Annotated in this window: 27 protein-coding genes, 1 tRNA gene and 1 pseudogene; 11 read left to right on the top strand and 18 right to left on the bottom strand. The window is 72.9% G+C overall.

Annotated features, from left to right (window positions below):
* Positions 1–14: 14 nt before the first annotated feature.
* A pseudogene (locus NOCA_RS02905) lies at positions 15–990 on the bottom strand (redoxin domain-containing protein).
* 46 nt (positions 991–1,036) lie between these two features.
* On the opposite strand from NOCA_RS02905, the gene NOCA_RS02900 reads away from it, so the two are divergent.
* The 4 genes from NOCA_RS02900 (at position 1,037) to NOCA_RS02885 (ending at position 5,813) form a co-directional block, all read left to right on the top strand.
* The gene (locus NOCA_RS02900) at positions 1,037–2,518 is read left to right on the top strand and encodes an FAD-binding protein (protein ID WP_011753792.1); all 1,482 of its coding nucleotides are present in this window, start codon (positions 1,037–1,039) and stop codon (positions 2,516–2,518) included.
* Between the two features lie 157 nt (positions 2,519–2,675).
* The gene (locus NOCA_RS02895) at positions 2,676–3,857 is read left to right on the top strand and encodes a pyridoxal phosphate-dependent aminotransferase (protein ID WP_011753791.1); all 1,182 of its coding nucleotides are present in this window, start codon (positions 2,676–2,678) and stop codon (positions 3,855–3,857) included.
* Between the two features lie 65 nt (positions 3,858–3,922).
* Entirely contained in the window at positions 3,923–4,327 is a 405-nt protein-coding gene (locus NOCA_RS02890) for a hypothetical protein (protein WP_011753790.1), read from the top strand.
* Between the two features lie 46 nt (positions 4,328–4,373).
* Positions 4,374–5,813, top strand: a complete 1,440-nt coding sequence (locus NOCA_RS02885; RefSeq protein WP_011753789.1) for a hypothetical protein — start codon at positions 4,374–4,376, stop codon at positions 5,811–5,813.
* 12 nt (positions 5,814–5,825) lie between these two features.
* Here the strand turns inward: NOCA_RS02885 and NOCA_RS02880 are convergent, their stop codons facing one another.
* On the bottom strand, positions 5,826–7,193 hold the full coding sequence (locus NOCA_RS02880) for a vWA domain-containing protein (protein WP_011753788.1): 1,368 nt from the start codon (positions 7,191–7,193) through the stop codon (positions 5,826–5,828).
* Between the two features lie 10 nt (positions 7,194–7,203).
* Positions 7,204–8,103 carry an AAA family ATPase gene (locus NOCA_RS02875; RefSeq protein WP_011753787.1) on the bottom strand — a complete coding sequence of 300 codons (900 nt, stop codon included), beginning with the start codon at positions 8,101–8,103 and terminating at the stop codon, positions 7,204–7,206.
* Between the two features lie 149 nt (positions 8,104–8,252).
* On the opposite strand from NOCA_RS02875, the gene NOCA_RS02870 reads away from it, so the two are divergent.
* The gene (locus tag NOCA_RS02870) at positions 8,253–8,642 is read left to right on the top strand and encodes a hypothetical protein (RefSeq protein WP_011753786.1); all 390 of its coding nucleotides are present in this window, start codon (positions 8,253–8,255) and stop codon (positions 8,640–8,642) included.
* Positions 8,643–8,775: 133 nt separating this feature from the next.
* Positions 8,776–9,156: a hypothetical protein gene (locus NOCA_RS02865; RefSeq protein ID WP_011753785.1), complete on the top strand. Its 381-nt coding sequence runs from the start codon at positions 8,776–8,778 to the stop codon at positions 9,154–9,156.
* On the opposite strand, the gene NOCA_RS02860 is transcribed toward NOCA_RS02865, so the two are convergent.
* Genes NOCA_RS02860 through NOCA_RS02850 form a run of 3 tightly spaced genes read right to left on the bottom strand, consistent with a single transcriptional unit; the run spans position 9,141 to position 10,929 of the window.
* A complete protein-coding gene (locus NOCA_RS02860; RefSeq protein ID WP_011753784.1) occupies positions 9,141–9,908 on the bottom strand; it encodes a crotonase/enoyl-CoA hydratase family protein in 768 nt (255 codons plus the stop codon). The genes NOCA_RS02865 and NOCA_RS02860 overlap by 16 nt on opposite strands.
* Entirely contained in the window at positions 9,905–10,471 is a 567-nt protein-coding gene (locus NOCA_RS02855; RefSeq protein WP_011753783.1) for a gamma carbonic anhydrase family protein, read from the bottom strand. The genes NOCA_RS02860 and NOCA_RS02855 overlap by 4 nt, the downstream gene beginning before the upstream one ends.
* 17 nt (positions 10,472–10,488) lie before the next feature.
* On the bottom strand, positions 10,489–10,929 hold the full coding sequence (locus tag NOCA_RS02850) for a hypothetical protein (protein WP_011753782.1): 441 nt from the start codon (positions 10,927–10,929) through the stop codon (positions 10,489–10,491).
* A 353-nt stretch (positions 10,930–11,282) separates the two neighbouring features.
* Between NOCA_RS02850 and NOCA_RS02845 the strand changes: the two genes are divergently transcribed.
* Both NOCA_RS02845 and NOCA_RS02840 read left to right on the top strand, forming a co-directional pair.
* The gene (locus NOCA_RS02845; RefSeq protein ID WP_011753781.1) at positions 11,283–11,489 is read left to right on the top strand and encodes a DUF1918 domain-containing protein; all 207 of its coding nucleotides are present in this window, start codon (positions 11,283–11,285) and stop codon (positions 11,487–11,489) included.
* Positions 11,490–11,681: 192 nt separating this feature from the next.
* Positions 11,682–11,888, top strand: coding sequence for a DUF1918 domain-containing protein (locus NOCA_RS02840; protein WP_011753780.1), 207 nt, complete (start codon positions 11,682–11,684; stop codon positions 11,886–11,888).
* A 68-nt stretch (positions 11,889–11,956) separates the two neighbouring features.
* Here NOCA_RS02840 and NOCA_RS02835 read toward each other — a convergent pair whose 3' ends face one another.
* From NOCA_RS02835 to NOCA_RS02815, 5 genes are all read right to left on the bottom strand, one after another.
* Complete coding sequence (locus NOCA_RS02835) at positions 11,957–12,286, bottom strand: DUF1876 domain-containing protein (protein ID WP_011753779.1); 330 nt, start codon at positions 12,284–12,286, stop codon at positions 11,957–11,959.
* Between the two features lie 93 nt (positions 12,287–12,379).
* The gene (locus tag NOCA_RS25425) at positions 12,380–13,249 is read right to left on the bottom strand and encodes a sulfotransferase family protein (RefSeq protein WP_011753778.1); all 870 of its coding nucleotides are present in this window, start codon (positions 13,247–13,249) and stop codon (positions 12,380–12,382) included.
* Between the two features lie 134 nt (positions 13,250–13,383).
* Positions 13,384–13,473: transfer RNA gene (locus NOCA_RS02825), tRNA-Ser, on the bottom strand.
* Between the two features lie 123 nt (positions 13,474–13,596).
* A complete protein-coding gene (locus NOCA_RS02820) occupies positions 13,597–14,193 on the bottom strand; it encodes a CocE/NonD family hydrolase (RefSeq protein ID WP_011753777.1) in 597 nt (198 codons plus the stop codon).
* Positions 14,194–14,224: 31 nt separating this feature from the next.
* On the bottom strand, positions 14,225–15,415 hold the full coding sequence (locus NOCA_RS02815; protein WP_274378269.1) for an alpha-hydroxy acid oxidase: 1,191 nt from the start codon (positions 15,413–15,415) through the stop codon (positions 14,225–14,227).
* Positions 15,416–15,526: 111 nt separating this feature from the next.
* Here NOCA_RS02815 and NOCA_RS02810 point away from each other — a divergent pair, with 111 nt between their 5' ends.
* Positions 15,527–17,146 carry an FMN-binding glutamate synthase family protein gene (locus tag NOCA_RS02810; protein ID WP_011753775.1) on the top strand — a complete coding sequence of 540 codons (1,620 nt, stop codon included), beginning with the start codon at positions 15,527–15,529 and terminating at the stop codon, positions 17,144–17,146.
* A 27-nt stretch (positions 17,147–17,173) separates the two neighbouring features.
* Here the strand turns inward: NOCA_RS02810 and NOCA_RS02805 are convergent, their stop codons facing one another.
* From NOCA_RS02805 to NOCA_RS02795, 3 genes are all read right to left on the bottom strand, one after another.
* On the bottom strand, positions 17,174–17,545 hold the full coding sequence (locus tag NOCA_RS02805) for a VOC family protein (protein WP_041547030.1): 372 nt from the start codon (positions 17,543–17,545) through the stop codon (positions 17,174–17,176).
* Positions 17,546–17,607: 62 nt separating this feature from the next.
* Positions 17,608–18,039: a nucleoside deaminase gene (locus NOCA_RS02800; protein ID WP_011753773.1), complete on the bottom strand. Its 432-nt coding sequence runs from the start codon at positions 18,037–18,039 to the stop codon at positions 17,608–17,610.
* Between the two features lie 23 nt (positions 18,040–18,062).
* Positions 18,063–18,548 (bottom strand): tRNA adenosine deaminase-associated protein, encoded by a 486-nt coding sequence (locus NOCA_RS02795; RefSeq protein ID WP_011753772.1) that lies wholly within the window; start codon positions 18,546–18,548, stop codon positions 18,063–18,065.
* A gap of 119 nt (positions 18,549–18,667) precedes the next feature.
* Between NOCA_RS02795 and upp the strand changes: the two genes are divergently transcribed.
* Positions 18,668–19,309 carry a uracil phosphoribosyltransferase gene (gene upp, locus NOCA_RS02790; protein ID WP_011753771.1) on the top strand — a complete coding sequence of 214 codons (642 nt, stop codon included), beginning with the start codon at positions 18,668–18,670 and terminating at the stop codon, positions 19,307–19,309.
* A gap of 119 nt (positions 19,310–19,428) precedes the next feature.
* Here the strand turns inward: upp and NOCA_RS27365 are convergent, their stop codons facing one another.
* Positions 19,429–19,599, bottom strand: coding sequence for a hypothetical protein (locus NOCA_RS27365; protein ID WP_158305619.1), 171 nt, complete (start codon positions 19,597–19,599; stop codon positions 19,429–19,431).
* Between the two features lie 148 nt (positions 19,600–19,747).
* On the opposite strand from NOCA_RS27365, the gene NOCA_RS02785 reads away from it, so the two are divergent.
* Positions 19,748–20,491, top strand: a complete 744-nt coding sequence (locus NOCA_RS02785) for a GTP pyrophosphokinase (RefSeq protein WP_011753770.1) — start codon at positions 19,748–19,750, stop codon at positions 20,489–20,491.
* A gap of 6 nt (positions 20,492–20,497) precedes the next feature.
* On the opposite strand, the gene thpR is transcribed toward NOCA_RS02785, so the two are convergent.
* From thpR to NOCA_RS02770, 3 genes are all read right to left on the bottom strand, one after another.
* The gene (thpR, locus tag NOCA_RS02780) at positions 20,498–21,058 is read right to left on the bottom strand and encodes an RNA 2',3'-cyclic phosphodiesterase (RefSeq protein WP_238383530.1); all 561 of its coding nucleotides are present in this window, start codon (positions 21,056–21,058) and stop codon (positions 20,498–20,500) included.
* Positions 21,059–21,268: 210 nt separating this feature from the next.
* Positions 21,269–22,000 carry a VIT1/CCC1 transporter family protein gene (locus NOCA_RS02775; RefSeq protein WP_011753768.1) on the bottom strand — a complete coding sequence of 244 codons (732 nt, stop codon included), beginning with the start codon at positions 21,998–22,000 and terminating at the stop codon, positions 21,269–21,271.
* A gap of 75 nt (positions 22,001–22,075) precedes the next feature.
* Positions 22,076–23,221, bottom strand: a complete 1,146-nt coding sequence (locus tag NOCA_RS02770; RefSeq protein WP_011753767.1) for an acyl-CoA dehydrogenase family protein — start codon at positions 23,219–23,221, stop codon at positions 22,076–22,078.
* Positions 23,222–23,226: the final 5 nt, after the last annotated feature.

The following is a 23,226-nucleotide window of genomic DNA, read 5'->3' as shown; positions in this document are numbered from 1 at the left end:
GCCTGCCAGGCGCGTCAGCCGGTGGGTGTGTAGCCGGGGCGCCCGGCGGCGTCCCACACCTCCCAGAAGGCGGTGAACTCCGGGCCGAGGAAGGGGTCACCGCCCGTCATCGCGATGCCCCCACGGCGCACCGTCCAGTCCCAGGGCGCCAGCTCCTGGGCGCGGGCGAGCTGGGCCTGCGCCGCGCCGGTGCGCCCGGACCGCTGGTGGTGGGCCGCGATCCGCCGGTGCGCGAGCGCGAGCTGCTCGGCGTCGCTCCGTTCGGGGGCGGACTCGGCCGGCTCGGGCAGCACGCCCTCCCGCACCCAGGCGCGCAGCAGGTCGTGGTGGCGGGCACTCTCGATCCGGGTGAACTCCACGAACCGGTCATCCCCGGGCGCGATCGTCGGCGGCTTCACGATCCGGTCCCGCTCGTCCACCCACACCACCGACGGGACGTTCGTGATGCCGTACCGCTCGGCGGTGACGTGGGCGGTGTCGACCCCGACCGGGTACGTCGGGGCCGCGGCCTCGATCCAGGGTCGCGCGTCCTCGGGGTCCGCGTCCAGCGCGACCGAGAACAGCCGGAGACCGGCGTCGGCCAGCTCGGCCTGGAGGCGCTGCCACCCGCCGAGCTCGTACCGACAGCCGCACCAGGACGCCCAGACGACCAGCACCCGCTTGTGCCCGGACCAGGCGTCGAAGGACAGCTCGGCGCCGTCCACGTCGCGCAAGGGTCAGCGGCGGCGCGATGCCGCCGGCCAGCTGCTGGCGACGGGTCGCCGCCGACGGAGCGAGGGCGAGCACGTTCCCGTCACGCGCGACCAGGAGCCCCAGTGCGCCGGCCAGTGCGGCCAGCACGGACCGGCCCCGCAGCGGCACGCAGGTGCCGCCCCGGCACAGCCCCTCCGGCTCCAGCTCCCACCCCAGGGCCGCGGCCAGTGCGGCCTCGTCGTCGAGGCCGCCGGCGAGCTGGTGCTCCTGGCCGTCGGCGTCGATCAGGGTCAGCACGTCGGACAGGATCGCACGGAATTGGAACTTGTTCTAGATTTGTGCCATGGGCAGAGGCACCGACATCCCCGCCGTCCTCCCGGCCGAGCTGCTGGCCGACGCGCCGTCGTACGACGTCGTGGTCGTCGGGTTCGGCATCGCCGGTGGCTGCGCCGCGCTCGAGGCCGCGCGTGCGGGGGCGCGGGTGCTGCTCCTGGAGCGCGCGGCGGTGCACGGCGGCACCTCCAGCCTGTCCGGCGGCCACTTCTACCTCGGCGGCGGGACGGCCGTGCAGGTGGCGACCGGACACGATGACACCCCCGAGGAGATGTACAAGTACCTCGTCGCCGTCTCGAAGGAGCCCGAGCACGACAAGATCCGCGCCTACTGCGAGGGCTCGGTCGAGCACTTCGACTGGCTCGAGGCGCTGGGCTTCGAGTTCGAGCGCACCTACTACCCCGAGAAGGCGGTGATCCAGCCGGGGACCGAGGGGCTGATGTACACGGGCAACGAGAAGGTGTGGCCCTACCGGGAGCAGGCGCGGCCGGCGCCGCGCGGCCACAAGGTGCCGGTGCCCGGGGACACCGAGGGCACCAGGATGGTGATGGACCTGCTGCACGAGCGGGTCGAGGAGGCGGGCGTCGAGGTCCGCTACGAGACCGGCGCGACCAACCTGGTCGCCGACGGGTCCGGCACCGTCCGCGGGCTGGCCTGGAGGTCCTTCGAGGAGACCGGGTACGTCGCCGCCGCCGGGGTCGTGATCGCGGCCGGCGGCTTCGTGATGAACCCGGACATGGTCGCCGCGCACACCCCGCGGCTGGCGGAGAAGCCGTTCACGCTGGGGTCGACGTACGACGACGGCCTCGGCATCCGGCTCGGCGCGTCGGCCGGCGCGGAGCTCAAGCACATGGACGAGCCGTTCATCACCGCGCCGTTCTACCCACCGTCGGCGCTGGTCACCGGCTTCCTCGTGAACAAGCTCGGCGAGCGGTTCTGCGCCGAGGACTCCTACCACTCGCGCACCTCGCAGTTCGTGATGGAGCAGCCCGACTCCACGGCGTACCTCATCGTCGACAGCGAGCACGTGGAGTACCCGAAGTTCCCGCTGGTGCCGCTGATCGACGGCTTCGAGACGATCTCCGAGCTCGAGGACGCGCTCGAGCTGCCGGCCGGGTCGGTCGCCAAGACGCTGGAGCGCTACAACGAGCTCGCCGAGGCCGGGGAGGACGCCGACTTCCACAAGGCGCCCGAGTGGCTGGCGCCGCAGGGCGCCGGCCCGTGGGCGGTCTTCGACCTGCGGCTGGGCCACGCGATGTACGCCGGCTTCACCCTGGGTGGGCTGCGGGTGAGCGTGGACGGCGAGGTCGAGCGCCCCGACGGCTCGGTGATCCCCGGCCTCTACGCCGCCGGCGCCTGCGCGTCCAACATCGCCCAGGACGGCAAGGGCTACTGCTCGGGCACCCAGCTCGGTGAGGGGTCGTTCTTCGGCCGCCGGAGCGGGCGAGCCGCCGCTGCCAGTGCGAGCGCAGCGAGCACGGGCAGCGGATAGCGGCGCAGCTCGAGGAGCGTCGGCTCGGGCCGGAGCGCGGGCGCGGCGGTTTCCCCGGTTCACCGGGGAAGTCGGAACTTCTGGCCCGAAGTTTCGGCCCAACAGTTCCGGTTTCCCCGGCCCACCGGGGAAACCGACCACCACCTACAGTCACCCCATGACCGACCGCTTCCAGGTGGCCAGCCGGGCCAACGTGCCGCCGTTCCACGTGATGGACCTGCTGGCGGCGTCGGCGGAGCGGCAGCGCACCCACGGCGACGTGCTGAACCTGCTCGCCGGTCAGCCGATGACCGGGGCGCCGGCGCCGGTGCGCGAGGAGGCGAAGCGGCTCCTCGACTCCGGTGACCCACTGGGCTACACGCCGGCGGCCGGGATCCGGGAGCTGCGCGAGGCGATCGCCGGGCACCACCGGCGCGCCCACGGCATCGAGGTCGACCCCGACCACGTCGTCGTGACCACCGGGAGCAGCGGCGGCTTCCTGCTGGCGTTCCTCGCGGCGTTCGAGGTGGGCGACCGGGTGGCGATGGCGCGGCCCGGCTACCCCTGCTACCGCAACGTGCTGACCGCGCTCGGCTGCGAGGTCGTGGAGATCCCGACCGGCCCGGAGACCCGGTTCCAGCCCACGGTGGAGCAGCTCGACGGCCTGGCCGACATCCGGGGCCTGGTCGTCGCGAGCCCCGCCAACCCCACGGGCACCATGCTGCTCCCGAGCGAGCTGGCCGCGCTTGCGGCGTACTGCGAGGAGCGCGGCATCCAGCTGATCAGCGACGAGATCTACCACGGGATCGAGTACGCGCCGCTCTCCGGTGCGGAGCCGTTGGCCCGCAGCGCCTGGGAGACCAGCCGCGAGGCCGTCGTGTTCTCCAGCTTCTCGAAGTACTTCTCGATGACCGGCTGGCGGATCGGCTGGATGCTCGCACCCGACCGGCTCCGCCGTGCCGTGGACGTGCTGACCGGCAACTTCACGATCTGCCCGCCGGTGATCGCCCAACGCGCCTGCCTGGCCGCGTTCGACGACGCGTCGTACGCCGAGCTCGACGGCCACGTCGCGCGGTACGCCGAGAACCGCCGGATCCTGCTCGACGGCCTGCCGAAGCTCGGCATCACCGAGCTCGCCCCCGCCGACGGCGCCTTCTACGTCTATGCCGACGTCGGCCACCTCACCGACGACACGATGCGCTTCGCCCGCGACCTGCTCGCCCGGACCGGCGTGGCCGTCGCACCGGGCGTCGACTTCGACACCGTCGTCGGGCCGCGCTTCGTCCGGCTCAGCTTCGCTGGCCCCGGCGCCGACATCGAGCTGGCCCTCGAGCGGCTGTCCACAGTGCTCGACCGCTGAGGTTTCTCCACAGCGCCCGTCCGGCAAGGCTCCCCTCGACCAGGCACCACTTCGAGGGGGAGCAGATGTACGGAGACACCGGAACCATCCGGGCGCTCGCCGCCCGGCTGCGCGAGCGCGCCGACGAGATCCGGGCCGAGGCCGCGCGGCTGCTCGCGCGCGCCGAGCAGGTGCCGTGGGAGGGCCTCGCCGCCGAGGCCATGCGCGGCCACGCCCGGGACCGGGTGGCCGCGCTCGCCCGCACCGCCGCCCTGCACGAGGACGCGGCCGACGCGCTCGACCGGCACGCGCGGGAGGTGGATCGCGTCAAGGACCTGATCGCCGCGATCGAGCGGAAGGTGCGCGGCCTGCTCTCGGGGCTCAAGGACCGGCTGGTCCCCGACGCGCTCGACGGCGTGCTGCACCGCTTCGTCCCACCCCTGCCCGGCAGCCGCGACTGGCTCGACGTCGACCTGCCGGGGCTCGGCTGATGACCGCCCCGGCAACGCTCCGCCACCAGCCGGCGGGAGCACGACCGTGAGCGCCGACATCACCTCGGTCACCGGCGGCTCGACGGGCCTGGCCGCCACGTACGCCGCCGTCCGCGCGCTGGCCGACGCGTACGACGAGGCCGGCAGCCGGCTGCGCGGCTGGGCGGCGCTGGGGGCCGAGACGATGACGAACCCCGACCTCGCCGAGTCCGCGGTGCTCGCGCCGCTGACGTTCGCCGAGGCCGAGGCCGCGGTCCTGGCCGCGACGACCGGCCCCGACGGGGTCCTGGTCGAATCCCTCGGCTGGGAGGCCGACGCGCTGGCGGTGCGCGCCGTCGTCACCGCGCTCGAGGCGACCGACGCGCTGGTGCGCACCGCCGTCGACGAGCTCGACCGGGCGGTGGGCCGGACCGTCGGCTTCACCCTGGGGGCGACCGCGCCGGCACTGGTGCCCGTGCTCGCCGCCACGCTGCCGCTGGTGCCCCCGGCGGTCCGCCGCGAGCTGGAGGACCGGCTCGAGCAGTGGGTGGTGGACCACCCGGGCGTGGTGCAGCACGCCGCGAACGGCGGCGGCGGCCTGCTCGAGGGTCTCTGGGACGGCGTCACCCCGCTCGCTCCGGGCGGCCTGCTCGGCGTACCTCTGCTCGCCCCCGACACCGAGGCCGGCGCCGGCCTGCTGGCACTGCTCTACGGGCCCGAGGGCCACGCCGGGGTGTCCGAGGTGCACCCGCAGGTGTGCACCGACCCGAGCCAGCCGACCGACCTCGAGGGGCTGGTCGCCCACCTCGCGGCGGTGGCCGGGCTCTCGCCCGAGCCCGACTCCCCGCTCAACGGCACCATCGAGATCCAGACGCTGGACGCCGGCACCGACGGGGTACGGCACATCGTCTACCTGCCCGGGACCGACGACCTCACCACCCTGCCCTGGACCCAGGACGGCGACATCCGCGACGGCGGGACCGACCTGCACTCCGACGCCGGACACCAGACCATCTACCAGCAGGGGATCCTCCAGGCGATGGCGCAGGCCGGCATCGGGCCGCACGACCCGGTGCTGCTCGTCGGGCACTCGCTGGGCGGCATGGAGGCGGCGGCGATCCTCGGTCACGACAGCGGCTTCAACGTGACGAACGTGGTCACCGCCGGTGCCCCCACGGCCCAGGTCGACGGGTTCCCGGCCGGCAGCCACGTGCTCTCGCTCGAGCATCACGGTGACCTCGTGCCGGCTGGCGACGGCGCGCCCAACCCGGACACGGTCGAGCAGACCACCGTCACGTTCGAGGACGACCCGACGGGCATCGTGGACGCCCACGGCTACGGCCACTACCTCGCCGGGGCCGCGGCCGTCGACGACGCCACCGACCCGTCGGTGCAGGAGCAGCTCGCGAGCCTGCACGCCCACGGCTTCCTCGGCGACGCGGGCGGAGCGGGTGGGCCCGCGGCCATCGTCACGAGCCACGTCTTCCAGATCGTTCGACAACCCTGAGGCGCGCAACCGTCACAGGATGTCGTGCACGAACTCACCCAGCTGCGTCAGGTTCCGGCACTCCACCATCGGCACCACCGCGCCGTACCTGGTCGCCGCGGAGTCGCCGGTGTCCCAGTGCCGGCGGTGCTCGGGGTTGAGCCACCACGAGTGCCGCGCGGACCCGGCGAGCCGCTTCAGCACGTCGAGGTGCAGGTCGCTGTAGTTCGAGCGCGCGTCCCCGAGGATCAGGAGCGCGGACTTCGGGCCGAGCGCGTCGGCGTGCTGCTCCTCGAACTTCGCGAACGCGCGCCCGTAGTTGGTGCGGCCCCACAACGCCGCGTGCGCGGTGCTCGCGGCCAGGTCCGCCATCACTTCGGCCGGGTCCGCGCCCGGCTTGAAGTGCCCGGTGACCTCGTGGACGTGGTCGATGAACGTGAACGCGCGGACCGATCCGAACTGGTCCTGCAGGGCGTAGACGAGGAGCAGGGTGAACTGCGCGAAGTTCGCGACCGACCCGCTCACGTCGCAGAGCACGACCAGCTCGGTGCGGTGCGGGCGCTTGGGCCGGTGGTGGGTGACGAGCGGGACGCCGCCGGTGGACATGGCCGCGCGCATGGTGCGCCGGAAGTCCAGCGGACCGCGTCTCCGGGCGTGGTGCTCCTGGGTCAGGCGGGTGGCCAGCCGCCGGGCGAGGGGGTAGATCTCGCGCCGCATCTCCTCGAGGTCGGCCTTGCGGGCCGCCGTGAAGTCGAGCCGGTCGATGGTCGGCCGGACCGCGACGTTCGCGACGTGCTCGGGACCCTTCTCCTCGGCGATCCGGCGCCGGGCGTCCCCCTCGACCAGCGTCGTGAACGACCCGAGCCGGCGCCCGGCCTCTCGCCGGGCCTCGTCCTCGCTCAGGCCCTCGGCCAACAGCGCCTGCACGATCCGGTCGACCAGCTCGCCCGGTGCGACGCGCTGCAGCGCGGTGTAGGCCGACCACGAGGACAGCCCCGGGCCTCGACCCGGCATCGCGCCGAACCGGGCGACCATCTCGGCGGCGAGCGCCACCATCGCCTGCCGGTCTCCGGTCGCCATCGCCTCGGCGAGCTGCTCGCGGAACCGGGCCAGCGCGTCGGCGTTGTCGCGGACCCCGGTGTCGGGGTCCTCGAGGTCGCCCGCGGCCGCGCCGGCGCCGACCATCCGCGGGAAGTAGACGTCGAAGAGCGCGTCGAAGGTCGGTCGCTGCGACTGCTTCTTGACCAGTGTGGCGGCGTACCCGGCTCGCACCGTCGCCCGGTCGTCCCAGTCCAGCGCCCGCAGTGCCCGCAGCGCGTCGAGGTCCTCGGCGAGCGAGACCGACATCCCGGCGCCCCGCAGGGACTCCAGGAACGCGATGTGGCGGTCGACCAGGCTCATCGTCGGGTGCTCACTTCCGGAGCCGCAGCTCCTTGACGGCACGCTCCTGGTCGGAGGCGTGCTTGAGCACCACGCCCAGGGTGTCGTCGACCACCTTGTCGTCCAGGTCGCCGATCTCCAGGGCGACCAGGGTGCGCGCCCAGTCGACGGACTCGGCGATCGACGGCGCCTTCTTGAGGTCCAGGTCGCGCAGCCGGCCGATCATCGCGACGAGCTGGGCCGCGATCCGCCCGTCGAGGTCGGGGACCTGGGAGCCGACGATCTCCCGCTCCCGCTCGGCGTCCGGGTAGTCGAGGTGCAGGTAGAGGCAGCGCCGCTTGACCGCCTCGGACAGCTCGCGGGTGGCGTTGGAGGTCAGCACGACGAACGGGCGCCGGACGGCGCGCACCGTGCCCAGCTCGGGGATGGTGACCTGGAAGTCCGAGAGCACCTCGAGCAGCAGCCCCTCCACCTCGACGTCGGTCTTGTCGACCTCGTCGATCAGCAACACGGTCGGCTCCTCGCGACGGATCGCCGTCAGCAGCGGCCGGGTCAGCAGGAACTCCTCGCTGAAGATCTCGTGGTTCAGGAGGTCTCGGGCTGAGGTCAGGGTTGCGGTCGTGGACGAGATGGCGGCCGCCGCCTGGATGGAGAGCAGCTGCTTCTTGTAGTTCCACTCGTACAGCGCGCGCGCCTCGTCCAGCCCCTCGTAGCACTGCAGCCGCACCAGCTCCGACCCGGTCACCCCTGCGACGGCCTTGGCGAGCTCGGTCTTCCCGACGCCGGCGGGCCCCTCGACGAGCAGGGGCTTCTCGAGTGCCCCGGCGAGGTAGGTGGTCGTCGCGGTCGCCGGGTCGGCGAGGTAGCCGGCGCCCGCGAGGCGGGCGGCGGCGTCGGCGGGCGTGGCGAACCACGGATTCGGCTGCGGCATGCCGCCTATCCTCGCCCATCCGGTCCGTCACCTCTCGAGGCGTTCGGTCGTTGACAGGTCCAAGGAAGCGCAGCCGCCGAGTGGGGGCGCCGCGCCGGTGGGCCCTGCCCGTCCCCGCCCGTCACCCACCCGTGGCCGAAGGAGGACCCGTGCCGCACCGGATCCCCCGTCGCACGCGGCTGGCGCTCGGCGCCGTCAAGCTGACCGTGGTCGCCGCGACCGTGGTCGCGGGGCTCTCCACCCCGGTCACCCAGGCCGGCGCCGGGTACGCCGGGCACCGGGTCGGCGAGGTCGCGGACCTGCCCAGCCCCGTGGCCCGGATCCTCGCGAAGCACGACTGCTCGACCAGCGGGTTCGCCGACGCCGCCCCGGCCTCGGCCGTCATCCGCACCGCGACCGGCCGGTTCCGGCACGTGTCGTTCGACGAGGGCTGGGCGGTCTACACCCGGCGGGGCGCCGCGAGCCTCGTCGCGGTCTGCCTCGACCGGGCGCCCGAGGACCGGGAGCCGACGAAGGCCCGCGAACCAAGACCCCGGTGAGCCGCACTCGGGCGTGACCCGCACGACGCGGGCCCCAGTACTACGCCGGCGCAGGTTTGGTCACCGGCAGATGGAACTCGCACGGGAAGTGGGGCCAGCGGGGTCTCCGTTCCGGCGCGCCGGAGGAGAGCGGATGAACGAGCGGACCACTGGTCGTCTCCAGCTGACCAGCCGCGCCCTGAGCGGTCTGCTCGTCGGCGGGCTGCTGGGTGTGATGCTCGCCGTCGCCCTGGTCACCCGGATGGAGGCGCTCGGCACCGGGACGCAGGAGTCCCCGGAGGGTGCGTCCGCCGACCCGGCGCGCGAGGCGATCGACCGCCACCACTGCTCGACCCGCGGCTTCGGAACCGAGACGATCCCGTCCTCGGCGCTGATCCGCACCGGGAGCGGCGATCTCCTGCTCGTGTCCTTCGACCGCGGTTGGGAGGTCCACCAGGACAGCGACAGCGCTGCCGAGCTGGTCGCGGTGTGCCTCGAGGACCTCCCGCCGGGAGTCACTCAGAAGCGGCCGTGACGCCCCTCGCCGGCGGCGAACCGGGCGGCCCCGCCGAGGGCGTCGGCCGCCAGGGAGACCAGCCCGTGCCGCAGCTCGCCGGCGAGCGCCTCAGCCTCGGTCCGGCCCTCCTGGTCGAGCACGGACAGCCGGTCCTGCCGCAGGCACTCCTGGGGGAGGACGGCGAGCGAGCGCGCCAGCGCCTCGGCCTCCGCGCGCGCCCGGCCGGCCGGGACGACCCGGTTGACCAGGCCGATCCGCTCGGCCTCCTCGGCGCCGACAGCCCGACCGGTGAGGATCAGGTCCAGCGCCCGGCTGGTGCCGATCAGCCGGGGCAGCCGCACCGTGCCGCCGTCGACGAGGGGCACGCCCCACCGCCGGCAGAAGACCCCGAGGACCGCGTCGTCCGCGGCGACCCGCAGGTCGCACCACAGCGCCAGCTCCAGCCCGCCCGCGACGGCGTACCCCTCGATCGCCGCGATCACCGGCTTGCTCAGCCGCATCCGCGTCGGACCCATCGGCCCGTCGGCGGCGTCGATGGGCTCGGCGACCTGGTTGCCGCGCTCGGTGCCGATCGACTTGAGGTCGGCGCCGGCGCAGAAGGTGCCGCCCTCGCCGTGCAGCACCGCCACGCTCTGCGTGTCGTCCTCGTCGAAGGCCCGGAACGCCGCGGCCAGCGCCGCAGCCGTGGGGCCGTCGACCGCGTTGCGGGTCTCGGGCCGGTCGAGCACGACCGTCGTCACCGGCCCGTCGACCTCGACCCGGACGCTCACGACTCGACCTCCCGCACGACCGGCTCGGGCTCCACCACCGCGACGCCGGCGAGGTGCCGCTGCGCGAGCTCGCGGTAGTACGGCGGGTTCTGCTCGACCCAGAACTCCGAGGACGTCCCCTCGATCGGCTTCGTGGGCCGGGCCGGCACACCGGCGGCGACCATCCCGCCGGGCAGCTCGGTGCCGGGGGTGACGACCGACCCGGCCGCGACCAGCGTCCGCGGCCCGACGACCGCGCGGTCGAGGAGCGTCGAGCCGTTGCCGACCAGCGCCTGCTCGCCCACCTCGCGGCAGTGCACGACGCAGCCGTGACCGATCGTCGCGTCCCGGCCGATCACCAGCGTCTCGCCGGGCGCCGCGTGGAGCACCGAGTTGTCCTGCACGTTCGCGCCCTCGCGGACCACGATGGTGCAGATGTCGGCGCGCAGGACCGCGCCGTACCAGACGCTCGCACCGCGCTCGACGGTCACGTCGCCGATCAGGGTGGCGGTCGGCGCGACGAACGCCTCGGGGTGGACGGTGGGTTGTTTGCCCTCGAACTCGAAGCAGACCATGGGGGCCATTCCACACCCCCCGCAGCTCAGCGGATCCGCACCACCACGGGGTGGGCGTGGTCGGCGAGCAGCCTCGCCGGCCCGGGGCGTACGCCGGCTGGCAGGTCGACCTGCCAGCTCACCCGTCCGGCCAGGCCGTCCTCGGCACGGTCGGCGTCGGCGCTGCCGAGCACCCAGGTGTGCCCGCCCTGGCGCAGCCGCAGCACGACGTCGTCGTACGGCACGGGCTCAGGGTCGTTGTAGTGGCAGTCCTCGCACCCGGGCCCGGCCGAGCAGCTCATCGTGTCGCGGCAGCCGTCCACGAACGCCTCCCCCTCGACCTCGGTGCGCACCCCCCGCTGCAGGACGAGCTGCCCGTCCTCGACGAGGTAAGGCGCCACGCAGGACGCGGCGGCCGACGGCTGCGGGTACGGCGCGACCGCCAACGCCAGCAGAGCGGCGAGCAGGGCCAGGAGCGCGGGTCGCATGGGGAAGGGACGGCCGGCGGGGCGCGGCGGTTCCGTCACCGGGTCCGGCGGCGCACCAGGACACCACGCTTCCGGCGTACAGGACCGGGACGGCCGGCCACCCGCGCAGGAAAGCGGTGAGAGGAGCTAATGCCGTTTGACACGGCGACGGTCGGGGCCGGTGCCCGGACTTGCGCCCGGTTCCCGCGGCCCGAATCCAGTCCGGCTCCTCTCACCGTGCCCTCATCACACCCCGGCACCCGGCCCTGGGTGCAGGGGCAAAGGTCTCGAATACCGGGGGCGGCCGGCCCTGCCCGCGGCCGCGCGCCGGCCCCTAGCGTCTGCGGAGGACCGACGACGAGGGGGACCTGACCATGTACGCGATCAAGGGTGACCGGCTGCTCGTCCAGGGCATCCGCGCCGGCGAGCCCTTGCGCGACGGCGAGATCATCGCGGTTCACGGCGACCAGGGCGCGCCGCCGTACCTGGTCCGCTGGACCGACGACGGCCACGTCTCGTTGACCTATCCCGGACCGGACGCCTGGATCCAGCACTTCGTGCACGCGCCTGGCAGGGACTGACCGGGACTGCCAACGGTCAGGGGCGAAGGTCTCGGAGGCCGCGGGCCCCTCGCCTCTGCTCGGTTTCGGAGTGACACTCCTAGCGTCGGACCAGGACCGACCCGTCGTGCAGTGCGCCGGGCGCCGCCCCCACACCGGGCGACCTTCCCTCCGCGCTGAGGCGGCCAGAGGAGCACCAGGGAAGGAGCCACCATGCACGCGACCAAGGGCGACCACCTCGTCATCCACGGCACCCACGTCGGTGAGCCACTCCGCGACGGCGAGATCGTCGAGGTCCGCGGTCCCGACGGAGCGCCACCGTACGTCGTCCGCTGGGCCGACAACGGCCACGAGTCCCTCACCTATCCCGGGCCGGACGCCGAGGTCCACCACCTCCACCACAAGGGCGAGGGCGGCTGAGAGCAGCCGAACGGGCGGGCGTCGTCCCGACCGCTGCGTGAGCGGTCGGGGCGACAGGTTCCCAGAGCTCAGTGGGTCAGGTGCACCGGCTTGCTGGTCACCGCGCCGATGTCGACCGCCGCGGTCTCGAGCAGCTGGTGAGCCAGATCGGCCAGGGCCCGCGCGGTCGCGAGCTCGTCGCCGATCTCCGGCACCTCGGGGTCGGCGGGGTTGAGCCGCGCGATCCCCCATCCGGTCAGCCGGGTGGCCGACGGCTCGGTGGCGAGCCGTGCCTCGGCGCGGGTCTGACCGTCGTGCTCCCCGATGAAGATCTCCACCGACCAGGTCTTGGTGTGCATCGCTCCTCCTCGTCCGGCGCGGTCGAGGGCGGCGACGGCGTCGCCGTCCCAGGACACCATCGACGCACCCGGTCGCCGGACCGGCAAGAGGCCAAGGTCACCAGCGGACCCGGACCGGGAGTGGCCAGCGGACCCCGGACCCCGGAATGCCACTCAGCCCAGCAGGCCGGCCTTCCGACCCAGTCGATCGGCGAGATCCGCCGGGTCGAGCAGCCCGTCGCGGACCCGCCGGGTCGGCCAGTCGCTCACGTCGAGCCCCGTCAGCCGGGTCAGCAGGTCGAGGTCGTCGGCGTACACCTCGACGAGTCGGCTGACGTCTGCGGCCGTCGGCGCGGCAGCCACCAGGTCCTGACGGGTCGACTGGATCACGCGCAGGCGCGGCTCCTTGGGGTAGGGATCCAGGCCGAGGAAGGAGGTCACCCGGTCCAGGGTCTCGCGGTGCTCGCCGACGAACCGGTGGAAGTCCAGGAACAGCCACTGCTCGCGCGAGAACAGCTCCAGCCCGCGCGCGACCTGCGCGCCGTACAGGCCGCGGGGGATCATCGACCACCGCCGCATCCGGAGGTGGTTCCAGCCCTCCGGGATCCGCTCGAGCAGACCCTCGCGGCGCGGGCCCTGGGCCAGCTGACTGAAGCTCGGGAAGGCCGGCAGCTTCCCGTAGTACATCGCCCAGTGCGAGAACGCCCGCTCGATCGGGTCCCGGAGGCTGACGATCAGCCGCATGTCCGGACGGTAGGCGTGCATCCGCTCCATCGCGTGCGGCCAGAACGTGTAGGCCGGCGTGCCGTCGATCGCGATCCGCTGCCGGTCGGTGCGGCCCGGCGCCCAGTAGTCGCTGTAGTCCGGGTCCGCCCACGACCGCTTCTCGTCGTCGAAGAAGTGCCACTCCTTGCGGGGCCCGGCGCATACCTCGGGGTGCTTGCGCAGCAGGTCGAAGAGCGAGCTCGTGCCCGCCTTCTGGACGCCGGCGATCGCCACGTTGATGGGGATGCGTGGCGCTTCCTCGAGGGGGATCCTGGTCATACGACAAGCACCTCAGCGGCGACTCGGTGGCGGACAGCCATGCATACCAGACCGGCGGCCCCGCTCCGGGCCCCGAACGTCGGAGCCCCCGCTGAGCGTCCGCTCGACGGGGGCTGCGACGTGATCGATCCAGCTGGCGGTGGCGGAGGGATTTGAACCCTCGGTGGGCTTGCACCCACAAACGCTTTCGAGGCGTTCTCCTTAGGCCGCTCGGACACGCCACCGCCGCAGAGAGTACCGGAGCGCGTCGGCGGCGACGAAATCGATCGGGCGCGCGGGCGGCGCGTCGGGTCGTGTGCCTGAGAACGCGCCATAGCGCGTTGTGGGGCACACGACCCGGCCTCGGCTCAGCTCAGCCGGCTGACGGTGCCATCGGGCGCGACGTCGGAGACCGAGACCGACAGCATCCCGTCCCCGCTCACGCTTGAGGTGTACAGCCGCGCGGTGATCGGGCCGCTCATCCCGACCCGGCCGTCACTCCAGGGGCGCTTGCGCGAGTGTGCCCACTCGACGACCTCGGCGGAGTCCTCGTTCTCCCGGGCCCCGAACGCCGACCACTGCCCTTCGGAGCTGCCGGTGCCGCGGGCGTCGACGGTCAGCTGCGCGTACCCGCGCTGGACCAGGTACGCCGGCGGCGCGCCCGCCACCCCGCCCCCGGACGAGAGCGCGGTCTTGTTGTAGGCCGTGATCGTCACGATCACCGGGAAGCGGCCGCGGACCGCCCGCCCGTCGGCGCCGGCGGGCAGGACCAGGTCGCCGCGGAGGACCACGCCGTCGGACATCGGGACCGCCAGGTCGGTGCGGGTCACGGTCGCCGGGTAGATCTCCGGGCGGGGAGACCAGGCCTCCTGCGCGGCGGACGTGGCATGGGCGGATGCGGCATGGGCGGGCGGTGCGACCAGCGCGGAGAGGGCGACGACCAGGGCAGCGGCGTACCGATTCACGCCCGGCGCAACGACGTACCACAACTCGGGGTTATCGGCGGCGCGGCTCCAGCCGGTCGAGCTGGGTCACATGACCTGGCTCGAGATCGCCGAGCGAGCGAACACCGAGGAGTCGCATGGTCCGCTCCACCTGGCTGCGGAGGATCTCGACCGCGCGGTCGACGCCATCGCGGCCACCGGCCATGAGCCCGTAGAGATAGGCGCGTCCGACCAGGGTGAACCTGGCTCCGTGTGCGAGGGCCGCGACGATGTCCTGCCCCGACATGATCCCGGTGTCGAGGTGGACCTCGACATCCTGTCCGACCGCTGCGACGACCTCGGGCAGCAGGCGGAACGGGATCGGTGCACGGTCGAGCTGTCGGCCGCCATGGTTCGACAACAGGACTGCGTCGGCGCCGAGGTCGGCGACCCGTCTCGCGTCGTCGACCGTCTGGATGCCCTTCACCACGAGCCGACCGGGCCACTGCTCCTTGATCCAGGCGAGGTCCTCGAACGTCACCGTCGGGTCGAACATCGTGTCGAGCAGTTCTGCGACGGTGCCGGACCAGGAGTCGAGCGTCGCGAACGCGAGGGGCTCGGTGGTGAGCAGATCGAACCACCACCGCATCCGGGGAATTGCGTCGAGCACCGTCCGAGGCGTCAGGGTCGGCGGGATCGTCATCCCGTTGCGGACATCGCGCAGCCGGGCCCCCGCGACCGGGACGTCGACCGTGACGAGGAGGGCGTCGAACCCGGCTCGCGCCGCCCGCTCGACCAGTGCCATCGAGCGGTCGCGGTCCTTCCACATGTACAGCTGGAACCAGTGGCGACCGCTCGGTGCTGCCGCGGCGACGTCCTCGATCGAGGTCGTCCCCATCGTCGAGAGCGCGAACGGGATGCCGGCCGCCGCTGCCGCTGTTGCCCCGGCCACCTCGCCCTCCGTGTGCATCAACCGCGTGAACCCGGTCGGCGCGATCCCGAACGGGAGGGACGCGCGAGCCCCCAGCACCTCCCGGGAGGTGTCCACCGACGAGACGTCGCGGAGCACCCCCGGATTGAACTGCACGTCGCGGAACGCCTGCCGCGCCCGCGCCAGCGAAATCTCGTCGTCGGCGGCGCCGTCGGTGTAGTCGAACGCCGCCCGGGGCGTGCGCCGGCGAGCCGCCCGGCGCAGGTCCTCGATGGTGAGCGCGTCCCGGAGCCGGCGGCCGCGAGGGGAGAGCACCGGGGTACGGAACCGCACCAGAGGAGCCAGGTCGCGTCGACGTGGGAGCTGACGTTTCACCCCGACATCATCGCCGAAGCGGCTCCCGAGGTCCCGACTCGCCCGCTGCCGGTTGGGTACTGCCCCGACATGAGGAAGACGACGCTCGCCGCGCTCCCCGCTGCTGCTCTCGGGGCGGTCGCCGCCCACGACCTGCTGCAACGACGCCACGCCATCCTGCGCAACTTCCCGGTGGTCGGGCACGCGCGGTACTGGCTGGAGGCGCTCGGACCGGAGCTGCGGCAGTACATCGTCGCGAGCAACGACGAGGAGCGGCCCTTCAGCCGGGACCAGCGGCGCTGGGTCTACGCCTCGGCGAAGCTGCAGAACAACTACTTCGGGTTCGGCACCGACAACGACCTCGAGCACAGCTCCGGCAACGTGATCGTCCATCACCGCACGTTCGGGCGCTCCTACCCGACCCACGGCGCGGTCGGTCAGGAGGCTCGGCTGCCCTCGGCGAAGATCCTCGGCGGCCCGCGCGGGCGCCGGCGGGCGTTCCGGCCGGCGTCGGTCGTCAACGTGTCGGGCATGAGCTTCGGGTCGCTGTCGGGCAACGCCGTCGAAGCGATCAACCGGGGCGCGGCCGAGGCCGGGTGCCTGCACAACACCGGCGAGGGCGCGGTGTCGCCGTACCACCGCCAGGGCGCCGACCTGGTCTTCCAGATCGGTACGGCGTACTTCGGCTGCCGCGACGACGACGGCAGGTTCAGCCTGCCGCGGCTCAAGGACCTCGTGGAGTCGGCGCCGGTCCGGGCCCTGGAGATCAAGCTCAGCCAGGGCGCCAAACCCGGGCTCGGCGGCGTCCTGCCGGCCGCCAAGGTGTCGGCGGAGATCGCCGCGACGCGCGGGGTCCCGGCCGGTCTCGACTGCCTGAGCCCGTCGCGGCACGCGGAGTTCGACGACGTGGACTCGCTGCTCGACTTCGTCGAGCTGCTCGCGGACGAGACCGGGCTGCCGGTCGGGATCAAGTCGGCGGTGGGCGACCTCGGGTTCTGGCGAGACCTCACCGAGGAGATGGCCAAGGGCCAGCGCGGCGTCGACTTCGTCACGATCGACGGCGGCGAGGGCGGGACCGGAGCCTCCCCGCTGATCTTCACCGACGCGGTGTCACTGCCGTTCCGGCTCGGGTTCGCGCGCGTGTACGCCGAGTTCGCCCGGCGCGGCCTCCACGAGGACGTGACCTTCATCGGCTCCGGCAAGCTCGGGCTGCCCGACAACGCGGTCGTCGCCTTCGCCCTGGGCGCCGACCTGGTCAACGTGGCCCGTGAGGCGATGCTCGCCGTCGGGTGCATCCAGGCGCAGAAGTGCCATACCGGCGAGTGCCCGACCGGCGTCGCGACCCAGAACCCGTGGTTGGCCCACGGCCTCGACCCGGTCGAGAAGTCCGGACGCGTCGCCAACTACGTGCGCACCCTGCGGCGCGACCTGCTCAAGGTCGCCGAGACCTGCGGGGTCGAGCACCCGGGGCTGATCGGCCCCCACGACGTCGAGATCCTCGACAACCTCTCCGACGGCCGGCTCCTCGACGAGGTGTACGGCTACGACCCCGGGTGGGGGTTCCCGTCGGCGCGGGACCGGCAGGAGATCGCCGCCATCATGTCCGCGACCGAGGAGCCCGAGACCCGCACCGAAGGTCCGCCGGAGACCGCCGAGGAGGGCGCGCCCGGCACCGAGCACGCCGGCGACGAGGAGCCGAGCGGCGACTGACCGGCTCGACCGAACGCCTCCGCGAGGTCAGGACGGCCGGACGACCTGCTGGAGCGCCCACCGGTTGCCGTCGGGGTCCTGGAAGTACACGAAGCGCCCCCACGGCTGGTCGTCGACCCCCTCGCACCCGACACCGCGCTCCCGCAGCTCGGCGAGGGCGGCGTCCGCGTCGGCGACCACGACCTGGATGAACTGCGACGAACCGGCCGGCATCATCTCGAGCCCGACGCCGAAGCAGATCGAGCAGGCCGAGCCGGGTGGCGTCACCTGCACGAACCGCAGCGTCGGCGAGACGGTCTGATCGTGGTCGACGCTCCAACCGAGGGAGTCGCCGTAGAAGGCGATCGACCGGTCGACGTCGCGAACGGCGAGGGGGATGAGCTCGATCTTGTAGTCCATGGCGCCACGGTAGGAGTGCATCAGGTCAGATCATGACCGCAGTGCCCCCCGCGGCGCCGGACTCAGCGCTGAGTGAGGAAGAAGTCCTCGAGGAGCCCGGCCGACTCCTCGGCGAGCACGCCGCTGATGACCTCGGGCCGGTGGTTGAGGCGGCGGTCGCGGACCACGTCCCAGAGGCTGCCGACGGCTCCGGCCTTGGGGTCCCAGGCGCCGAACACGATCCGCTCGACCCGGCTCAGCACGGCGGCGCCGGCGCACATGGTGCACGGCTCGAGGGTGACGACGAGGGTGTGCCCCTCGAGCCGCCACTCGCCCCGGGCGCGCGCGGCCGCGCGGAGCGCCACCACCTCGGCATGCCCGGTGGGGTCGTGGTCGGCCTCGCGCACGTTGCGACCGCGCGCCACCGGCGTACCGTCCGGGTCCAGCACCACCGCGCCGATCGGCACGTCTCCGGACGCCAGGGCGGCGCGTGCCTCGTCGAGGGCGGTCCGCATCGGGCCGTCCCAGTGGCCGGTGGTCACGCGGAGGTGAGGCCGACGGCGTCGTCGAACAGCTTGCCGAAGCCCAGCCGCCGCGCGACGTCGGAGAGCATCTCGTCGGGGTAGAGATCGATGTCGTCGAGCAGGACGCCCATGTCCATGGCGTGCATGCCGAGGTCGCCGAGCAGGTCCAGGTCGCCCGCGGGGACCGGGTCGTCCTCGTCCTCGGGCAGCGGCAGGCCGAGGAACTCGACGGCGGAGCTGGCCAGCTCCCACTCGTCGGCGGCGGTGATGTCGGAGAGCAGGACCCGGGTGGTCGGCCCCGCGACGCGGACCACGACGAAGAAGTCCTCCTCGATCGCGACCATCCCGACCGCTCCCCCGTCCCCGGGGAAGCGGCGCAGCGCGGCGGAGAGGGTGTCGATGTCCTCGAGGACGTCGTGGGCGAGCTCCTGGACGGTCCAGGCGCCGCCCTCCCGGTAGGCGGCGAGGGCGAAGTCGATCCCGTCGACCTGGTCGGCCATGTCCTACCTCCGTCCGCACCGTTGCGTCCAGTCCGTCGCTCTCCAGGGTGTCAGACCAGACGGGTGCGGCCAACCCCCTTTCGGCCTGTCACCGGCCTGGCTCCACTAGGGTCTGGAGCATGCGTACGCACGTCGTCGACCACCCCCTCGTCGCCCACAAGCTGACCCACCTGCGGAACGAGGAGACCGACTCGCCGACGTTCCGACGGCTCGCCGACGAGCTGGTCACGCTGCTGGCCTACGAGGCCACCCGCGACGTCCGGGTCGAGCCCATCGACGTGGTCACCCCGGTCTCCCCGACCACCGGCGTCCAGCTGGCCAAGCCGCGGCCGCTCGTGGTGCCGATCCTCCGGGCGGGACTGGGGATGCTGGACGGGATGATGCGGCTGCTGCCCACCGCGGAGGTCGGCTTCCTCGGGATGATCCGCAACGAGGAGACGCTGCAGGCATCGACGTACGCCGAGCGCCTGCCCGAGGACCTCTCCGGGCGCCAGTGCTACGTCCTGGACCCGATGCTCGCCACCGGCGGCACCCTCGCCGCGGCGATCCGCTTCCTCACCGACCGCGGCGCCGACCACATCACCGCGATCTGCCTGCTCGCCGCGCCCGAGGGCTGCGCCCGCCTGGAGCAGGAGCTCGACGGCCTCGACGTCCCGGTCACGATCGTCACTGCGGCGATGGACGAGCGGCTCAACGAGAAGGGCTACATCGTCCCCGGTCTCGGAGACGCCGGCGACCGGCTCTACGGCATCGTCGGCTGACGCCCGGGCGGTTTCCCCGGTTAACCGGGGAAGTTGGAACTGTTGGCCCGAAGTTTCGGCCCAACAGTTCCGGTATCCCCGGTTAACCGGGGAAACCAACCCCGCGCCGCCCCGCAGCGCTAGCTGGGGAAGATCTGCACCTTGCCGGTTGCGATCAGGATCAGCAGCACGAGGACCAGGACCCCGAGCACGGCGTAGACCCACTCCTTGCCGGCGCGGGTCTCCTCGGACTCGGGGGCGTCGTACCGGTGCCCGTCGGGGCGGCCGAGGCGCTCGTCGTCGTCAGTCATGCCCGTCCAACGACCCGCGCGTCCCGACGTCCCGGGTGACGGCGGCCACCCGAGCCGCCAGGAACGTCCGTGGGATGCCCAGGACGGCACCGGTTCCGGCGGCCAGGGCCGTTGAACGGCGCCCGACGCACGTCCGTACGCTGGACACGTGACCGAGGCGGGGAGCGGCCAGGGCGGCGAGGACCTCCGGCGGTTCATGCTCGAGCACCGGTTCGGCATGGACGAGATCGTCACGAAGCTGACCATCCTGCGCGACGAGTTCACGCACCTGCGCGACTACAACCCGATCGAGTCGGTGTCCTCGCGCCTGAAGTCGCCCGAGAGCCTCGTGGAGAAGATGCTCCGCAAGGGCCTGGTCCTCGACGAGCGGCCGTCGTTCGACCAGATCCGAGCGACGGTCACCGACATCGCCGGGGTCCGGGTCGTCTGCAGCTTCGTCTCCGACGTCTACCGGGTCTTCGACATGCTCGTGGAGCAGGAGGACGTCTCGACGGTCGAGGTGCGCGACTACATCGCCACGCCCAAGCCCAACGGCTACCGCAGCCTGCACGCGCTGGTCGAGGTGCCGGTCTTCCTCTCGGAGGGGCCGGTTCCCGTGCTCGTCGAGGTGCAGTTCCGCACGATCGCGATGGACTTCTGGGCCAGCCTCGAGCACAAGATCTACTACAAGTACCGCCGCGAGGTCCCCGCCGAGCTGCTCGAGCGGCTGCACGACGCCGCGGAGACGGCGTACGCCCTCGACGCGACGATGGAGCGCCTGCACGAGGAGGTACGCGGCCTCGACGAGCTCCCACCGGACGTGCTCGCTCAGCTCCGCGACGGCGGAGAGCGGCCCGACGCCGCCCTGCGGGAGGCGCTGCGCAAGCTGGGCGCCACCCCCGAGACGGCCTGACGCCGGCTACCCGGCGAGCTCCAGCTCGGCGACCGTCTCGTAGCGCGGCCGCCCGCGCGGGCCCTCGCCGAGGTACGACGCCACCAGCTCGACCCGGTCGGCCCGCCATGCGGGTCCGGCGTACCCGTCGAGGAGCCGGACCCAGCTGGTCGCCTCCGTGGGGTGCGCGATCCTGGCGACGGTGAGGTGCGGCCGGAAGCGCTGCCCGTCGACCGGGACGCCGGCCCGGTTGGCGGCGGTCCGACAGCCGGTGGCGAGTCGGTCGAGCTGGGTGCGGCCGTGCTCATCGAGCGCGAGGCCCGCCCAGAGCACCCGGGCCCGCCCCACGTTCGGGAACGCGCCGCCACCCGTGATCGCGGTGTCGAACGCGGACCGGCGGGCCGCCGCGCGCCCGAGCCGCTCGACCAGGTCCTCGAGCCGGCGCTCCTCGACCTCGGCCAGGAACGCCACAGTCACGTGCAGCTGCTCGACACCGGCCCACCGGAACGCCGCAGCCGAGCGCCGCGGCTCGAGGAACGCGTCCAGGTGCTCGACCGCCTCGGCCGGCGGCACCAGCGCCACGAACATCCGCACCCGCTCAACCTAGTCGGCCCCTCTACAGGCATCGGGTCCGCAAGCATCGGTCCGCAGCCAAGCGCCGACCGCAACCACATTGTCGGACGGTCAACCCCGTGGGCGATCCCGCGGCCGGCGTGGCGCCGAAGGCGACGCGCCAGACGCGGCCACGCCGTCGGACGGTCAGCCCCGTGGGCGCCGAAGGCGAGACGCCGGACGCGGTCAGATCTGGGTGCCGAGCGCCGAGCCGATGGCGAAGGTGACGGCCATCGCGAACAGGCCGCCCGCGACGTTGCGGGCCACGGCCCGCGCCGGGCTGCTGTACCCGAGGCGGGCGCTGGCCCACCCGGTGATCGCCAGGGCCAGCACCACGACGCCGACCGTGAGCGGCACGCGGGTCTCGGCGGACGCCAGGGTGATCGACAGCAGCGGCAGCAGCGCGCCGATCGTGAAGGCGAGCATCGAGGCCCAGGCCGCGTGCAGGGGGCTGGCGATGTCGTCCGGGTCGATGCCGAGCTCGACCTCCGCGTGCGCGGCCAGCGCGTCCTGGGCGGTCAGCACGGTCGCGACCTCGAGCGCCAGGTCGTCCGGGAGGCCCTTCGCGGCGTACAGCCCGGCGAGCTCGGCCAGCTCCTCCTCAGGCTCCTCGAGCAGCTCGCGCCGCTCCTTCTCGAGCAGAGCGAGCTCGGAGTCACGCTGGGTGCTGACCGAGACGTACTCGCCGGCCGCCATGCTCATCGCGCCCGCGGCGAGCCCCGCGACGCCCGCGATCACGATCGCGTTGCGGTCGCTCGTCGCGCCGATGGCACCGATCACGATGCCGGCCGTCGAGACGATGCCGTCGTTGGCACCGAGGACCGCGGCGCGCAGCCAGTTCAGCCGGTTGTTGAAGCCCCGGATGTGGGGCTCGCTCTCATGCGGCCCGGCCGGGACCTCGATCTCGCTCGTGGTCATGGCGTCAATCCAACGCTGCGCCCGAGGCCCTCGCAAGCAAGGGTTGCCTCGGCTCACTCGTCGGTCGGACGGCCCTCACAGCCCCAGGTCGCGGCCGATCAGCTCCTTCATGATCTCGTTGGAGCCGGCCCAGATCTTCGAGACCCGGGCGTCCCGCCAGGCCCGCGCGACGCGGTATTCGTTCATGTAGCCGTAGCCGCCGTGCAGCTGCACACAGTGGTCGAGCACCTCGTTCTGCACCTGCGAGCTCCACCACTTCGCCTTGGCTGCATCGATGGGGGTGAGCTCGCCCGCCGCGTGCGCCACCACGCACTGGTCGATGAACGCCTCGGTCACCTCGATCCGGGTGAACAGCTCGGCGAGCAGGAACTTGTTGTACTGGAAGGAGCCGATGCCCTGGCCGAACGCCTTGCGGTCCTTGGCGTACTGCAGCGTCTCGAGGAGGATCTGCTTGGCGTGCGCGACGTTGGAGATCGCACAGCCGAGCCGCTCCTGCGGCAGCTTCTGCATCATGTGGATGAAGCCACCGTCGAGCTCGCCGACGATCTCGGCGTCGGTGACGCGGACGTTCTCGAAGAACAGCTCGGCGGTGTCGGACTCGTCCTGGCCGATCTTGTCGAGCTTGCGGCCTCGGCTGTAGCCGGGTGCCGTGGACTCGACGGCGAACAGGGTGATGCCGCGGGCCTTCTTCTCCGGCGACGTGCGCGCCGCGACGAGCACGAGGTCGGCGGAGTAGCCGTTGGTGATGAACGTCTTGGAGCCGTTGATCACCCAGGAGTCGCCGTCCTTGACGGCCGTGGTCTTCAGCGCGGCGAGGTCGGAGCCGCCGGACGGCTCGGTCATCCCGATGGCCAGCAGGACCTCACCCGCAGCCACGCCCGGCAGCCAGCGCTGCTTCTGCTCGTCGGTGCCGAGCTCGACGAGGTAGGGCGCGGTGATGTCGGCGTGGATGCCGACGCACGAGCCGAGCGCGGCGTTCACCTTGTTCAGCTCCTCGAGGAGCACCGCGTTGAAGCGGTAGTCGCCGGCCTCGGCCCCGCCGTACTCCTCCGGGATCTCCAGGCCCAGGAAGCCCTGCCTGCCGGCCTCGGTCCAGAAGTCCCGCGGGATCGCCTTGTCGGCGGCGTGCTGCTCGACCTGGGGGATGACCGACCGCTCGAGGAACTCGCGCACCGAGTCGCGGAACGCCTCGTGGTCGTCGTCGTAGATGCTGCGCTTCATGGCGG

The organism is Nocardioides sp. JS614, from assembly GCF_000015265.1.
GTDB lineage: Bacteria > Actinomycetota > Actinomycetes > Propionibacteriales > Nocardioidaceae > Nocardioides.
The sequence above is the reverse complement of the archived record's forward strand: the minus strand, read 5'-3'. Positions and strand labels throughout refer to the sequence as shown.